At 57.7% G+C, this 13,706-nt stretch carries 16 protein-coding genes; 5 read left to right on the forward strand and 11 right to left on the reverse strand.

Annotation, left to right across the window (positions count from 1 at the left end; genetic code table 11):
* Positions 1-446 precede the first annotated feature (446 nt).
* Positions 447-2,318 carry a DEAD/DEAH box helicase gene (locus WA157_RS04805; RefSeq protein ID WP_422619885.1) on the reverse strand — a complete coding sequence of 624 codons (1,872 nt, stop codon included), beginning with the start codon at positions 2,316-2,318 and terminating at the stop codon, positions 447-449.
* A 236-nt stretch (positions 2,319-2,554) separates the two neighbouring features.
* Positions 2,555-3,142 (reverse strand): oligoribonuclease, encoded by a 588-nt coding sequence (gene orn / locus WA157_RS04810; protein ID WP_422619886.1) that lies wholly within the window; start codon positions 3,140-3,142, stop codon positions 2,555-2,557.
* On the opposite strand from orn, the gene WA157_RS04815 reads away from it, so the two are divergent.
* From WA157_RS04815 to rsgA, 3 genes are read left to right on the forward strand one after another with little or no spacing between them, the layout of a single operon-like run.
* Positions 3,141-4,457 carry a M48 family metallopeptidase gene (locus WA157_RS04815; protein ID WP_422619887.1) on the forward strand — a complete coding sequence of 439 codons (1,317 nt, stop codon included), beginning with the start codon at positions 3,141-3,143 and terminating at the stop codon, positions 4,455-4,457. The genes orn and WA157_RS04815 overlap by 2 nt on opposite strands.
* A gap of 21 nt (positions 4,458-4,478) precedes the next feature.
* Positions 4,479-4,814 carry a 4a-hydroxytetrahydrobiopterin dehydratase gene (locus tag WA157_RS04820; protein WP_422619888.1) on the forward strand — a complete coding sequence of 112 codons (336 nt, stop codon included), beginning with the start codon at positions 4,479-4,481 and terminating at the stop codon, positions 4,812-4,814.
* 25 nt (positions 4,815-4,839) lie between these two features.
* The gene (gene rsgA, locus WA157_RS04825; RefSeq protein WP_318667388.1) at positions 4,840-5,760 is read left to right on the forward strand and encodes a ribosome small subunit-dependent GTPase A; all 921 of its coding nucleotides are present in this window, start codon (positions 4,840-4,842) and stop codon (positions 5,758-5,760) included.
* Here the strand turns inward: rsgA and hisC are convergent.
* From hisC to rpsP, 7 genes are all read right to left on the reverse strand, one after another.
* The gene (hisC, locus tag WA157_RS04830; protein ID WP_422619889.1) at positions 5,737-6,837 is read right to left on the reverse strand and encodes a histidinol-phosphate transaminase; all 1,101 of its coding nucleotides are present in this window, start codon (positions 6,835-6,837) and stop codon (positions 5,737-5,739) included. The two genes, rsgA and hisC, sit on opposite strands and share 24 nt — an antisense overlap.
* A 57-nt stretch (positions 6,838-6,894) precedes the next feature.
* Positions 6,895-7,881 carry a CobD/CbiB family protein gene (locus WA157_RS04835; RefSeq protein ID WP_422619890.1) on the reverse strand — a complete coding sequence of 329 codons (987 nt, stop codon included), beginning with the start codon at positions 7,879-7,881 and terminating at the stop codon, positions 6,895-6,897.
* A gap of 25 nt (positions 7,882-7,906) precedes the next feature.
* Entirely contained in the window at positions 7,907-8,608 is a 702-nt protein-coding gene (locus WA157_RS04840) for a CoA pyrophosphatase (RefSeq protein ID WP_422619891.1), read from the reverse strand.
* 82 nt (positions 8,609-8,690) lie between these two features.
* Entirely contained in the window at positions 8,691-9,071 is a 381-nt protein-coding gene (gene rplS, locus WA157_RS04845) for a 50S ribosomal protein L19 (RefSeq protein WP_422619984.1), read from the reverse strand.
* 166 nt (positions 9,072-9,237) lie between these two features.
* Positions 9,238-9,984 (reverse strand): tRNA (guanosine(37)-N1)-methyltransferase TrmD, encoded by a 747-nt coding sequence (trmD, locus tag WA157_RS04850; RefSeq protein ID WP_422619892.1) that lies wholly within the window; start codon positions 9,982-9,984, stop codon positions 9,238-9,240.
* Between the two features lie 10 nt (positions 9,985-9,994).
* Positions 9,995-10,558, reverse strand: a complete 564-nt coding sequence (gene rimM, locus WA157_RS04855) for a ribosome maturation factor RimM (protein WP_422619893.1) — start codon at positions 10,556-10,558, stop codon at positions 9,995-9,997.
* A gap of 10 nt (positions 10,559-10,568) precedes the next feature.
* Entirely contained in the window at positions 10,569-10,820 is a 252-nt protein-coding gene (gene rpsP, locus WA157_RS04860) for a 30S ribosomal protein S16 (protein ID WP_011463703.1), read from the reverse strand.
* Positions 10,821-10,953: 133 nt separating this feature from the next.
* Between rpsP and WA157_RS04865 the strand changes: the two genes are divergently transcribed.
* Together WA157_RS04865 and WA157_RS04870 are read left to right on the forward strand one after the other, a co-directional pair.
* Entirely contained in the window at positions 10,954-11,478 is a 525-nt protein-coding gene (locus WA157_RS04865) for a GNAT family N-acetyltransferase (protein ID WP_422619894.1), read from the forward strand.
* Between the two features lie 9 nt (positions 11,479-11,487).
* The gene (locus WA157_RS04870) at positions 11,488-11,934 is read left to right on the forward strand and encodes a hypothetical protein (protein ID WP_422619895.1); all 447 of its coding nucleotides are present in this window, start codon (positions 11,488-11,490) and stop codon (positions 11,932-11,934) included.
* A gap of 65 nt (positions 11,935-11,999) precedes the next feature.
* On the opposite strand, the gene WA157_RS04875 is transcribed toward WA157_RS04870, so the two are convergent.
* Both WA157_RS04875 and WA157_RS04880 read right to left on the reverse strand, forming a co-directional pair.
* On the reverse strand, positions 12,000-13,010 hold the full coding sequence (locus tag WA157_RS04875; RefSeq protein WP_422619896.1) for an inorganic phosphate transporter: 1,011 nt from the start codon (positions 13,008-13,010) through the stop codon (positions 12,000-12,002).
* 12 nt (positions 13,011-13,022) lie between these two features.
* A complete protein-coding gene (locus WA157_RS04880; RefSeq protein ID WP_422619897.1) occupies positions 13,023-13,670 on the reverse strand; it encodes a DUF47 domain-containing protein in 648 nt (215 codons plus the stop codon).
* Positions 13,671-13,706 lie beyond the last annotated feature (36 nt).

The raw sequence follows: 13,706 nt of genomic DNA on the forward strand, positions 1-13,706 counted from the left end.
GGGGGGGGCCTCCGGCGGCCTGGCAGGGGCCTGATTTAAAAATATCCAAAACCGAATTCAGAAACACCTTTCACGGAGTCCAGTTTCATTGGTTCGGGAAACTACAGAACGAATGTTGCACTACCAACTGAGCCCGTCAGTGTCGGGTATCTGGCACACAATTTCGCAAGCTGCAGGCCAGCTTACAGTCTAAATCTGTCTTAGAGTGGCGCCTTGAAGCCTTGGAAGTAGGACTTGTCGGTTTATCTAAGTAGTCCCGGATAGTTGGCGAAAGAAAAGCCCGGTTGGCCCGGGCTTAATAGTTTTAAGTTGTAACCTGTAGACAGCTTTTTTCGAACCATAGACAAAAAAAACCTCGCTACCGTTATGGCAGCGAGGTTTTTTTACTAAAAAATACTTTTTTCAGTGCCGCAAGCCGGCTTTTGAAAAGGCATTAAGCCGCTAAATCAAGCACTGCGCGTGGGGCGCTTCTTCGCGTCGCGCGGCACAAACACCTTGCCGCCGTTACCAGGTTTCACACCCATCGGCTTGCCAAATGCTGGCTTGCGGGCGCCAAAGTCGCCACGCGGCGCAGCACCGTCGTTGCGGGCGCCGGCAAAACGATCATTAAAACCGCCTTTGCGTTCGTAGTTGAAGCCTTCGGGCGCACCACCACTGCGCGCATCGCGTTGACCGAAGCCGTTATTGCTGGCATTTTGGTAACCGTTGTTGCCTGAATCACGGGGCGCGCCCGCGTTTCTGTCTGCAAAGCCACCACGATTGGCGCCGAAACCGCCAGGACGGCCACCGCCACCAAAACTACGCTCACGCGAATGGTAGTCACCGCCACCACCACGGCTTTCACGGCCACCAAAATTGGAAGTGGGACGCGAGTCAGGGAAACGCTGTTGCGGCTCCATGCCAGGAATGGTTTCGCCCTTGAACTGCTGGTGGCTGTAGTGCTCGATGTCCATGATCTTGCGCCGATCACGGAACTCGGCAAAGGTCACGGCAATACCGTCGCGCCCAGCACGACCGGTGCGCCCAATACGGTGCGTGTAATCTTCTGCCTTCATCGGCAAGCCAAAGTTGAACACATGGGTGATGGTGGGCACGTCGATGCCGCGTGCCGCCACATCGGTTGCGACCAGAATCTGCACCTGGCCTTGGCGCAGCGCCATCAAGCGTCGGTTGCGCAGGCCCTGGCTCAAAGCACCATGCAAGGCAACGGCAGAGAAGCCTTCTTGCTGCAGGTCGTTGGCCAGGCCGTCACACTCGATCTGGGTGCTGGCAAATACCAGCGCCTGATTGATGGTGGTGTCGCGCAACCAGTGATCCAGCAATTTGCGTTTGTGCTGGGCGTTGTCAGCCCAGAACAGCTTTTGGCTGATGTTGGCGTGTTTTTCTTGCGGCGAATCGATTTGCAAACGCTGGGGTTCGCGCATGACACGTGAGGCCAGTTGCTGGATGCGCGGCGCAAACGTGGCACTGAACATCATGGTTTGCTTGCGCTCAATGGTCAACTGGTTGATTTCAGCCAGGTCATCGGAGAAACCCAGGTCCAGCATGCGGTCGGCTTCGTCAACCACCAGGAACTGCACCTGATCGAGCTTGATTTGCATGGAGCGCTGCAGATCCAGCAAACGCCCCGGTGTGGCCACCACGAGATTGGCATTTTGCAGCTTGGCAATTTGCAGCTGGTAAGGCATGCCACCCACAATGTTGGCAACGCGCAGACCGCGGCAATGCTGCACCAGATCAATGGCGTCGTGGGCCACTTGCTGGGCCAGTTCCCGCGTCGGGCAAACGATCAAGGCGCCGGGCGCAGCAGGTGCGAAATGGCGCGGGTTGGTCGGGTCTTTGCGCTTGGCGCGCTTAGGGGGCGCCTCGCCTTTGGCCGCAGCATCGGCCACGGCGCGCTCGAAATCGCTACGTTCTTTCGCCTCGGCTTGCGCCATTTGTGTCAGCAGGGTGTGCAACACGGGCAACAAGAAAGCAGCGGTCTTGCCACTGCCGGTCTGGCTCGACACCATCAGGTCAATAAAACGTGCTGCGTCGTCGCTTGCACTGTGGCCTTGCATGGCCAGGGGAATGGTTTTGAGCTGCACCGTGGTGGGCTGGGTGAAACCCAGGTCTTTCACGGCTTGAATCAACTCGGGGGCCAGGCCCAGAGTGACAAAGCCATTGGGGACCTCGGCAACGGCCTCAACGGTGGCAGGCACCTCGGCAATTTGAATTGCCGCAGCGACTTGCACAACGTCTTGCGTCACTTCGACGGTGTCATTGGAAAAATTTTCGACAAGCGAAATATCGCCCGTCGCTTGAATAGCGTCAGTCATGAATTTACTCACACGCGAGCGCCGCAAGGTATGCGACTGCTCCGTCAATGGTTAAAAAACATCAACCATCAAACGGAACCTGCTCTGACTCACAAGGAGTTCAATCAGCGCTGGGGCCCTTTTGTGGAAAACGCAAATGCGAATTCGCTGCGGGCCTGTGAATGAAGGGAGATGTACAAATATGCATTGCAGATTGCAACACAGCCTCGCATTATGCCATGGATCCGGGTTTCTACCTAATCAGTCATCTTGATAAAGTGTTTCCGGTAGTGCTCCAGTTCGTCAATCGACTCGTGCACATCGGCCAACGCCGTGTGGCGCTGCTTCTTTTTGAACGATTTGTACACATCCGGGCGCCAGCGTTTGGACAGCTCTTTGAGCGTGCTCACATCCAGGTTGCGGTAGTGAAAGAAAGCCTCCAGCTTGGGCATGTACTTCGCCAGAAAACGCCGATCCTGCCCGATGCTGTTGCCACACATGGGGGCGCCCTTCTTGGGCACATACTGACTCAGGAATTCGATGATCTGCGCCTCAGCCTGCGCCTCCAGCAAGGTCGAGGCTTTGACCTTGTCAATCAAGCCGGTTTTGCCATGCGTGCCTTTGTTCCATTGGTCCATCTTGTCAAGCAGTTCATCGCTTTGATGGATCACCAGCACCGGGCCCTCGATTCGGCATTCAAGATCGGGTCCGGTGACGATCACGGCAATTTCAATGATCCGCTCCACTTCCGGATCAAGACCCGTCATCTCGCAGTCAAGCCATACCAGGTTTTGGGCGGATTTGGCCAGCGTTGCGCTCGCCACAGGGGTGTTGGTGGAATCCATGGCGAGAATTGTCGCCGATGACATAAACTCGCTCGCCATGGCTGATCCGTTTCCCTCTCTTTCCCTTTCATTGGTGTTGACCTTCGCTTTTGCGCTGGCGTTGCTCGCCGGTCTGGTGTTGAACTTCTGGCTCAGCTCCCGGCAGATCCGGCATGTGGCACAACACCGTGGGCAAGTGCCGCCGGCCTTCGCCCAGACCATCCTGCTTTCCGCGCACCAGAAAGCGGCCGACTACACCATCACCAAAGCACGTTTTGGTTTGCTGGAGCTGACGCTGGGTGCTGCCGTTCTTTTGGGTTGGACCTTGCTGGGTGGGCTGTCCAGCCTCAACCAGGCGCTGCTCGGGTGGCTGGGCGGCGGCATGGGGCAGCAAATTGCGCTGCTCGCGGCGTTTGTGCTGATCAGCGGCCTGATCGATTTGCCCGTGACCCTTTACCAGACCTTCGTGATCGAGGAGCGCTTCGGCTTCAACAAGATGACGCCCAAGCTCTGGCTGCTGGATTTGCTCAAGTCAAGTCTGATCGGTGCCGTCGTGGGCCTGCCGATTGCCGCATTGATTTTGTGGATGATGGGTGCGACGGGCAGTTGGTGGTGGCTGTGGGCCTGGGGCGTGTGGATGGGGTTCAATTTGCTCCTGCTATTGATCTACCCGACTTTCATTGCGCCGCTGTTCAACAAGTTTGTGCCCCTGGAGGATGAAACACTCAAGGCCCGCGTGACGGCGCTGATGAAACGTTGCGGCTTTGCCGCCAAGGGCTTGTTTGTGATGGACGGCTCTAAACGCAGCGCCCACGCCAACGCCTACTTCACCGGCTTTGGCGCATCCAAGCGGGTGGTGTTTTATGACACCCTGCTGGCCAAACTGTCAGCAGGTGAAGTGGACGCCGTGCTGGCGCACGAATTGGGCCACTTCAAGCACAAGCACATCATCAAGCGCATCGTGTCCATGTTTGCCCTCAGTCTGGTGGGCTTTGCCTTGCTGGGCTGGCTGGCAACGCAGGCCTGGTTTTATGCCGGGCTGGGGGTTCAGCCCAACTTGGGTGCGCCCAATGACGCACTGGCGCTGTTGTTGTTCATGCTGGCGTTGCCAGTGTTCAGCTTCTTCATCGCGCCTGTCATGGCCCATTTCTCACGCAAGCATGAGTTTGAGGCCGATGCCTATGCCGTACGCCAGACCAGCGGCCCGGACCTTGCCACTGCTCTGCTCAAGTTGTATGAAGACAATGCATCGACGCTGACACCGGATCCGCTGTATGTGAAGTTCCACTACTCGCATCCACCGGCGTCCGAGCGTCTGGCGCGGATGACAAGCTGAACACAGCGACCGAATGACGCCATGAACACTATTCATAAGACAAATGAGGCTCTAGCCCCCGTCAGACGGGCGTTTAAAGCTACAGAAATTGTAGCAAATCTGGCCAAACTGGAAGGCTGGAGGCTGACCGGCGATGGTGCCGCAGTGGCCATTGAAAAGACCTTCACCTTTGCGAATGACCACGAGACCATTTCCTTCGTGAATGCGGTGGCCTTCATCGCACACAGGCAGGATCACCACCCCGAGTTGTCGGTGCATTTCAAGCACTGCGTGGTGCGCTTCAGCACCCATGACGTGGGCGGTCTCTCGATGGCCGATTTTGACTGCGCGGCGCGGGTTGACGCGCTGTTGGCATGACGACAACGCACCAAGGACACGCTTGATGGAACGGGCCACACTCGACCGCGGCCTGATCGTCGCCAACTATGGTCGCCACTTTCTGGTCGAGACACCGGAAGGAAAGCGACTGATTTGCCACTCGCGCGGCAAGAAAAGCCAGGGGCTGGTAGGCGATCGCGTCCTGTGGCAGGCCTCGCAGGACGAAGGCACGATTGAAAAGATCGAAGAACGTCGCAACGTGTTTTACCGTCAGGATGAAATTCGCACCAAGTCATTTGCGGCCAATCTGGACCAGATATTGATCCTGATCGCGGCGGAACCCGAGTTCTCCAGCAGCCAGCTTTCGCGTGCCCTGATCGCTGCAGAGGCGGAGCACATCACGCCCATCATTGCCCTCAACAAAAGTGATCTGGTCGAGCCCTTTGCGCGCGCCTGGGCATGGTTGCGGCCTTACCGGCAAATGCATTACGGCGTGTTGCCGCTGTCGCTCAAACAATCGGGTGACGCTGATCGCGCCGAACTGCTCAAGCTGCTGCACGGTAAAACAACGCTGGTGCTGGGACCGTCGGGCGCGGGCAAAAGCACCTTGATCAACCTGCTGGCACCGGGCGCACTGGCGCAGACGGGCGAGATTTCGCAAGCCCTGAACTCGGGCAAACACACCACCACCAGCACCACCTGGTACTGGGTCGACGCGGACAAGACCACGGCTTTGATTGATTCACCGGGCTTCCAGGAGTTTGGCTTGAACCACATCGACCCGGCGCAATTGGCCGCTTACATGCCGGACTTCAAACCCCATGTGGCCAATTGCAAGTTCTATAACTGCAGCCACCTGCATGAACCCGGTTGCGGCGTCATGGCCGCCGTCAAACCCGACGGTAGCCCGGACGGGATCAGCGCGAACCGCTATAAGATTTACAGCGACTTGTATGCGGAGTTAAGCCAGCGCCGCAAGTACTGAGCCCAGCGCCTGCACCAAAGCATCGCATTGTGCCGGCGTGCCGATGCTGATCCGCAAGTACTGCTCGATGCGCGGCAGTCTGAAATGCCGCACCAACACACCACGTGCACGCAGGGCGGCGGCGATAGCGGCCGCATCCTGCGTGGGATGCCGTGCAAACACAAAATTCGCCTGTGACGGCAGCACCTTGAAGCCCAAATCCTCCAGCGCCAGGGCCAGCCCTTCGCGGCTGCTCATCACAGCGCGACGCGTCTGCTCGAACCAGGCCTGATCCTCAAAAGCCGCCACCCCACCGGCAATGGCCAATCGATCCAGCGGATAGGAATTGAAGCTGTTCTTGACCCGCTCCAGCGCCTCAATCAAGTGGGCCTGACCACAGGCAAAGCCGACACGCAAACCGGCCAGTGAACGTGACTTGGACAGGGTGTGGACCACCAGCAAGTTGGAATAGCGCGCAATCAGTGGCATGGCACTGTCGCCGCCAAAGTCCACGTAAGCCTCATCCACCAGCACCACGCGCTGCGGGTGCAGACGCAGCAATTGCTCCACCTGTTGCAGCGGCAAGCCGACGCCGGTGGGGGCATTGGGGTTGGCGATGACCACGCCAGCCACAGCCACACCGTCGGTACGGGCGTAAGCCGCGACGTCAAGGCACAGGGTTTCGGTCAAGGGCACGGTTTCAACCGGGATACCGTAGAGCCGGCAATACACTTGGTAAAAGCTGTAGCTGATGTCGGGCATCAGCAACGGGCAACCCTGCTGAAAAAAGGCGCAAAAGGCATGCGCCAACACCTCATCGGAACCGTTACCCAGGAACACTTGTTGCGCCGCCAGTCCGTGATGGGCCGCAATGGCTTGGCGCAGTGCCGTTGATTCAGGATCGGGATAAAGCTGCAAACCCTGCTGCGCCGCCAACTGGATGGCGGCAATCACACGGGGTGACGGCGGGTAGGGATTCTCGTTGGTATTGAGCTTGACCAGCTTGTCGATCTTGGGCTGTTCACCCGGCACATAGGGCACGAGTCGACTCACCACCGGGCTGTAAAACGAGGTCTCCAGGCAAGAATTCTGCTTCAATTTAAATAGCAACTTATGCAGTAGGGACGGTGGTTAGAGGCTAATTTTGTATAAAAACTAGCCCAACAGCCGGGCCAGCGTCAACAGTGCGAGCAGAAACATCCACATCACCACGGCGCGCCACACCAAGCCAACAATAATGACCAGGTGGGCCAACTCAGGCGTCTGTCCCGGCCTGGCTTCTCTACGCCTGTCAACCGTTCCTGGCGGCAACGCCGGTGCGCCGTTGGCCGCAGCTGCAGTCACCGGGGCGGCGACACCCAATCTGATATTCACGGCGCCCGCTGTGGCGGCCAGGACAATACCGTCGTTGTCCCCGTCAAAGCGCGACTCGTAATTTCGCCAACCATCGATCGCATCCTCAAAACTACCCACCACCGCAAAGCTGATCGCCGTGATGCGGGCGGGCAGCCAGTCAATTGCCGTCCAGATCACAGTCGCGGTCTGCTGCAATGCATCACTGACAGGCTGATGATGGGCTTTGCGCTTGTGCTGCCAGTAGCGGGCAACAAATTCACTCAATCGGTACAGCACTGCACCAGTCGGGCCAAAACCAAAAGCCGCCAGCACCGAGAACCAGGCCAGCACGCCGAACACGTGGCGATGCGCCGACAGCACCGAATGCTCAATGACGTGCCGGACAATTTCGCTGCGCGGCAATTCGCTGGCGTCCATCTGCTTCCAACTGGCCAGCAACTCGCGGGCGCGGTCTTCGTCACCGTCGGCCAAGGCATCCCGAATCTCGGTGAAATGGAAACTGAATTGCCGAAAGCCCAAACAGGCATAAAGCACTGCAGCGCTCCAGATCACCCCCAAGGGCCAACCCACAAACGTGATCAACAACCAGTAAATAAGCAATGCCGCCACGGACGGGCCACCGACCGCAAAACCCCATGCCAGCCAGCCGTGAAACGGCTTGCCGGCGTCAAAATTCTGGGTACTCCAACGCACCCAGGCACGCAGCCCGGCATGGATCGGGTTACCTTTGCTCAAGGGTCGGACCTGCTCAAGCAGCAGGGCAAAAAGCACCGAGATAAAGCTCATGGCTTCATCATAACGGCACAACGCATCAGGCTGACAGCAGCCGGTAAAAGTTGCGCAGCATGCCCGCCGTGGCGCCCCAAATGAAGCGCTGGCGCAACTGATCCTGATAGGGCATGGAGAACCATTCGCGCTGAACGCCTTCCCACTCAAAAGCATGACGCCGATGATGCGCGGGATTCATCAGAAATTCCAGCGGCACTTCGAAAATATCGGCCACTTCATAGGCATTGGGGGTCAGCGAGAAGCCCGGCTGCACCAGGGCCACGACCGGCGTGATGATGAAGGCAGACCCCGTCACGTAGTGTGGCATCACGCCCAGCACCTGCACAAAAGCGGGGTCCAGCCCAACTTCTTCTTGCGCCTCGCGCAAGGCCGTGGCGGCTGCATCAGCGTCATCTTCATCGGCCTTGCCGCCCGGAAAGGCAATTTGCCCGGAATGCGTTGACAAATGCATGGTGCGCTCGGTCAGCAAGACGGTCGGGTGTTCGCGCATCACGATTGGCAGCAGCACCGAGGCATGCATCGGTGCCCGATCCAGAAATTTTTTCTCCGCCAACAGTTCAGGTACCCACACCGGGGGCGAAGCGAAGCGTTGCCGCAAGGCCGCCGGCTGCAGCGATGCCAATGGAACCGCAGGCAAATGTGCATCCACACCGATAACCGGGATCTGGCGCGGATCGAACTGCGGCAGACTCGACAGCGGCCTATCGGGCAAGTTGATTGACATGGGGAACCATGTTTTTAAAAAAAGACAACAAAAAAGCCGCCCCAAACATCAGCTGGGACGGCTTTTTTGCAAAACAGTTCGCTTATACAGCAGCCGTCTTGATCTTGCGGGCTGGCAATTTTTCTTTGATACGCGCCGACTTGCCGCTACGGTCACGCAAATAGTACAGCTTGGCACGACGCACATCGCCACGACGCTTGACTTCGATAGCGGCGATCAACGGACTGTAGGTCTGGAACGTGCGCTCGACACCTTCGCCGCTGGAAATCTTGCGTACCGTAAACGCGCTGTTGAGGCCGCGATTGCGTTTCGCAATCACAACGCCCTCATAGGCCTGCACACGTTTGCGCGCACCTTCAACCACGTTGACACTCACAACAACAGTGTCACCGGGGGCAAATTCGGGAATTGTTTTTCCGAGACGAGCAATTTCTTCCTGCTCAAGGGTTTCGATCAGATTCATGATGTCCTCAAATGATCTTGGATGCGCCAGTGTCGGGATTGACACAAAGAGCCAACTGCACAGCAGTCGAACGGCCAGCCAGAGGATCGGTAAGCCCGCCATTATAGCCAGATCAAGTGTTTCCTCTTGAAAAACTGGCGTCTTGGCAAACGGCTTCCAGCGTCTTTCAGACTTGGCTGGCCAGAAAAGCTTCATCGGCGCGACTCAAACGCCCATCGCGGCGCGCCTGGTCGATCAACTCCGGGCGCAGACGCAAAGTCAGCGCCAGCCTCTGTTCGCGCCGCCAGCGCTCAATCTGGACATGGTGCCCCGACAGCAGCACCTCCGGCACGGGCCGGCCCAACCAGTTCTCGGGCCGGGTGTAGTGCGGGCAATCCAGCAAGCCGTCCAATACGGGGTTAAAGCTATCCTGCTGGTGACTGTCTGCCGCATTCAATACACCGGGTTGCAGGCGCGCCACGGCATCGAGCAAGGCCATGGCCGCAATTTCGCCACCCGACAGGACAAAGTCACCCAGGCTGATCTGCTCGGTGACATAGGCATCGATAAAGCGCTGATCCAGGCCCTCGTAGCGGCCACAAATCAGGATCGCACCCTGGCTGTCGGACCAACGCTGAACCATGGCATGGTTCAGCGTCTGGCCCGCAGGCGAAAAAAGCAGCACCGGGGCGATTTCGGTTCGTTGGGACTGGATGTTCTTCAGGCATTGTGCCAAGGGCTCGGCCATCATGACCATGCCGGGGCCACCGCCAAACGGACGGTCATCGACCCGCCTGTAATTGCCTGCCGCAAAATCACGCGGGTTGGCCAGTTCGACATCGACCAAACCCGACTCAAACGCGCGTCGCGTAATGCCACTGGTCAAAAACGGGGCGAATAGCTCGGGAAACAGCGTGACGACGTCAAAACGCATGGGGCAACGCTTAGAAGTCCGCTTGCCAATCCACCAGAATGCGCCGGCCGGGCAAGTCGACCTCGTCGATATAAACCGAGACAAAAGGAATCATCCGCTCCTGCGGCTTGCCATCTTGCGCATAGTCCAGCACCAGCACGGTCTGCGCCCCGGTCGAGAGCAATTCTTTCACCGTGCCCAGCGCCACGCCCTCACGGTTGACGACATCCAGTCCAATCAGGTCAACCCAGTAATACTCGTCTTTTTCTGCGCTTGGGAAACTGGAGCGGGCCACAAAAATACGCGCCCCGCGCAAGGCCTCGGCGGCAGTGCGGTCATCCACGGCTTGGGCTGAGGCGACCACAGTGTCTGAATGCACCTTGGCTTCCTTGATCGCCAGTTGGGCTACACCAGAGAAAGTCCTGGCACCTTTTTCGGCTGGCAGCAGAAACCAGCGCTTGGAAGAAAAAAGCGCCTCGGGATCGGCGCTGTAGGGCAGGACTTTGAACCAGCCTTTGATGCCCCAGGCATCCGCGATGCGCCCGACTTCGATAGCATCCGCCGGCAATTCGGCGGCTTCAAGGCCAGGCAACATCACAATAAAATCAAGCCGCTTTTTTGGCCGCTTGGCTGATCAGGCGTTCCACCGTGGGAGAGGCCTGAGCGCCAACGCTGCGCCAGTAGGTCAGGCGGTCCTGGGCAATGCGGATACTCTCTTCATTGGCAGTCGCAATCGGGTTGTAAAAACCCAGGCGTTCGATGAAACGGCCGTCACGACGGGTGCGCTTGTCAGCGACGACAATATTGAAAAACGGGCGTGCTTTTGCACCGCCACGGGCGAGTCGGATGACGACCATGATTTATCCTTTGGGAGACGGAGTTTGACATCCATCGTTTGATTCAGTATCTAATTCAGCGTTTGAGACACGCGACATAGCCACCCGGCCAGCGACACACTGAATAGCCGGCCATTATAACGTTCCAATTTGTATGACACTCATTCGCCCCAGCCAAACTGAAGACATCCCGGCCATCGCCGCCATTTATGCCCACCATGTGCTGCACGGCACCGGCACCTTTGAGATTGATCCCCCCTCACCAAACGACATGGCGCAGCGCCGCCTTGACGTCCTGGCCAAGGGTCTGCCGTATCTGGTTGCGGCAAAAGGCGACCAGGTAATGGGTTTTGCCTACTGCAACTGGTTCAAGCCACGCCCGGCCTATCGGTTCTCAGCCGAGGACTCGATCTACCTGGCCGATGAAGCCATGGGACAGGGCCTTGGACGCGCGTTGCTGGCGGAACTGATGGCCCAGGCCGAAAAAGCGGGCGTACGGAAATTGATCGCGGTCATCGGCGACTCAGCCAACCACGGATCGATCGGCGTGCACCGGTCTGCCGGGTTTTCCATGGTCGGCGTGCTCAAATCATGTGGCTGGAAATTTGATCAATGGCTCGATGTGGTCATGATGGACAAAGCCCTGGGTCTGGGCGACACCAGCACCCCGCAAACATAATCAGTCCTCATGAAAAACAAAACTGTGGCCGCCTGGCTGGCCTTTGTCGGCGGCCCCTTGGGCCTGCACCGTTTCTATTTGCACGGCAAGGGCGACCTGCTCGGCTGGCTGCTGCCGGTGCCCACGGCACTGGGCCTGTATGGCCTTGAGCGTGTGCAGCAAAATGGTCTGGACGACCTCTGGAGCTGGGTCTTGATACCCTTGCTGGGTTTCACCATGGCCGGTTGCGCCTTGAACGCCATCGTCTATGGTTTGATGACGCCTGAGAAGTGGAACGCCCGCTTCAATCCGTCAGCATCAAAGGATGCGGCACCCGGGCGCACCAACTGGTTCACCATTGGCGTCATCAGCCTGGCCCTGCTGGTGGGCACCACGGCACTGATGAGCAGCCTGGTGTTCAGCTTTCAACGCTATTTCGAATACCAAATCGAGGAAGCGCGCAAGATTTCTCAATGAAATTTCCAGCAAGACGGGGCGGGCCCGGCTTGAAACGATTTCAGTTGACGACTGTTTTTGGAACTCTAAAAAATCTGCAAACTTAGCCAATAGGCCAAAGCCGCCATCAACGCCGTGGCCGGAATTGTGAGAATCCAGGCCCAGATAATGTTGCCCGCCACACCCCAGCGCACAGCGCTGGCGCGCTGGGTGGCGCCAACACCGACGATAGCGCCGGTAATGGTGTGCGTGGTCGACACTGGAATGCCCAGAACCGCCGCAATGAAAAGCGTGACGGCGCCCCCTGTTTCGGCGCAAAACCCATGCACCGGCTTGAGCTTGGTAAGCCTCTGCCCCATCGTCTTGACAATCCGCCAGCCGCCAAACATGGTGCCCATGGCGATCGCCGAATAACAAGTCAACACCACCCAGGTTGGTGGCGATTTGTCTGCCACCGCGGTGTAGCCGGTGGCGATCAACAGCATCCAGACAATGCCGATGGTCTTCTGCGCATCATTGCCGCCGTGACCCAGACTGTAAGCCCCGGCCGACACCAGTTGGAGACGACGAAACCAGCGATCAACACGACTCGGCGTACTCAGGCGCAAAGTCCATGAAACCGCAATCAGCATGAGCGATCCAAGCAAAAAACCCATCAAAGGCGACACAAATATGAACAGCACGGTCTTCATCACGCTGGCAAACACCAAAGACGAAGCACCGGCTTTGACCATGACAGCGCCCACAATGCCGCCGATCAGTGCGTGGGACGAACTACTGGGAATACCGAAATACCAGGTAATGAAATTCCAGCTGATGGCCCCGACGAGCGCACCAAAGACAATATGCACGTCCACCACGCCCGGTTGTGCCAGCCCTTTGCCGATCGTGGCAGCAACGCTGAACTGGAAAACAAAAATGGCAACAAAATTGAAAAATGCCGCAAAAAGCACCGCCTGCCCCGGCTTGAGCACGCCGGTGGACACTACCGTCGCAATTGAATTGGCAGCGTCGTGAAATCCGTTCATGAAATCGAACACCACGGCCAGTACCACCAGCAATATCACGACCCACAACCCCACCTGAACCGATGCCATGACGGATCGGCCTCAGGAATTCTCGAGGACGATGCCCTCGATGACGTTGGCAACGTCTTCGCATTTGTCGGTGATCGTCTCCAGCAATTCATAAATCGCCTTGAGCTTGATCAATTCCCGCACGTCCGGCTCTTCCCGAAAGAGTTTGCTCATGGCACTGCGCATGATGCGGTCGGCGTCCGACTCCAACTGGTCGATTTCTTCGCAGGTTTTCAGGGCTGCTTCCGCTGTTGCCGGGTCGGCAATCCTGGCCAATAGTTTCACCGCGTCGCGTACCCGCTCGCAGCATTTCACGCTGACATCGGTCAGGCGCACGATATCGTCAGTCATATGGTGCACGTCATACAGAGCCATGGTTTCAGCCGAGTCCTGGATCAGGTCGGCGATATCGTCCATGGTGTTGATCAAACAATGAATTTGCTCGCGATCAATCGGCGTGATGAATGTCTTGTGAATACCTTTGTTGACTTCGTGCGTGACGCGGTCGGCCGCGCGTTCAGCGATATCAACGTCCTGATTGAATTTCTGGCGCAAGTGCGGGTCACTGTAATTGGCCACCAGCTTGGAAAACGCGTGGGCCGCCTCCACGATTCGGTCAGCATGCTGGTTAAACATTTCAAAAAAATTGCCGTCGCGCGGCAACAACTTGGCAAACAGCATCGCTTACTCCATGGGAAATATATCAGTCAGATGACT

The sequence above is a fragment of the Rhodoferax ferrireducens genome (genome assembly GCF_049302455.1).
Classification (GTDB): Bacteria; Pseudomonadota; Gammaproteobacteria; order Burkholderiales; family Burkholderiaceae_C; genus Rhodoferax; species Rhodoferax ferrireducens_B.

Excerpts from the sequence above, each read along its gene's own strand:
- WA157_RS04875 (WP_422619896.1), bottom strand. The coding sequence starts at position 13,010 with ATGGCATCGGTTCAGGTGGGGTTGTGGGTCGTGATATTGCTGGTGGTA.
- rimM (WP_422619893.1), bottom strand. The coding sequence starts at position 10,558 with ATGTTGCCTGGCCTTGAAGCCGCCGAATTGCCGGCGGATGCTATCGAA.
- WA157_RS04835 (WP_422619890.1), bottom strand. The coding sequence starts at position 7,881 with ATGAGCTTTATCTCGGTGCTTTTTGCCCTGCTGCTTGAGCAGGTCCGA.
- rplS (WP_422619984.1), bottom strand. The coding sequence starts at position 9,071 with ATGAATCTGATCGAAACCCTTGAGCAGGAAGAAATTGCTCGTCTCGGA.
- WA157_RS04865 (WP_422619894.1), top strand. The coding sequence starts at position 10,954 with ATGACACTCATTCGCCCCAGCCAAACTGAAGACATCCCGGCCATCGCC.
- WA157_RS04820 (WP_422619888.1), top strand. The coding sequence starts at position 4,479 with ATGAACACTATTCATAAGACAAATGAGGCTCTAGCCCCCGTCAGACGG.
- trmD (WP_422619892.1), bottom strand. The coding sequence starts at position 9,984 with ATGCGTTTTGACGTCGTCACGCTGTTTCCCGAGCTATTCGCCCCGTTT.
- WA157_RS04870 (WP_422619895.1), top strand. The coding sequence starts at position 11,488 with ATGAAAAACAAAACTGTGGCCGCCTGGCTGGCCTTTGTCGGCGGCCCC.
- WA157_RS04805 (WP_422619885.1), bottom strand. The coding sequence starts at position 2,318 with ATGACTGACGCTATTCAAGCGACGGGCGATATTTCGCTTGTCGAAAAT.
- orn (WP_422619886.1), bottom strand. The coding sequence starts at position 3,142 with ATGGATTCCACCAACACCCCTGTGGCGAGCGCAACGCTGGCCAAATCC.
- rpsP (WP_011463703.1), bottom strand. The coding sequence starts at position 10,820 with ATGGTCGTCATCCGACTCGCCCGTGGCGGTGCAAAAGCACGCCCGTTT.
- WA157_RS04840 (WP_422619891.1), bottom strand. The coding sequence starts at position 8,608 with ATGTCAATCAACTTGCCCGATAGGCCGCTGTCGAGTCTGCCGCAGTTC.
- rsgA (WP_318667388.1), top strand. The coding sequence starts at position 4,840 with ATGGAACGGGCCACACTCGACCGCGGCCTGATCGTCGCCAACTATGGT.
- WA157_RS04880 (WP_422619897.1), bottom strand. The coding sequence starts at position 13,670 with ATGCTGTTTGCCAAGTTGTTGCCGCGCGACGGCAATTTTTTTGAAATG.
- WA157_RS04815 (WP_422619887.1), top strand. The coding sequence starts at position 3,141 with ATGGCGAGAATTGTCGCCGATGACATAAACTCGCTCGCCATGGCTGAT.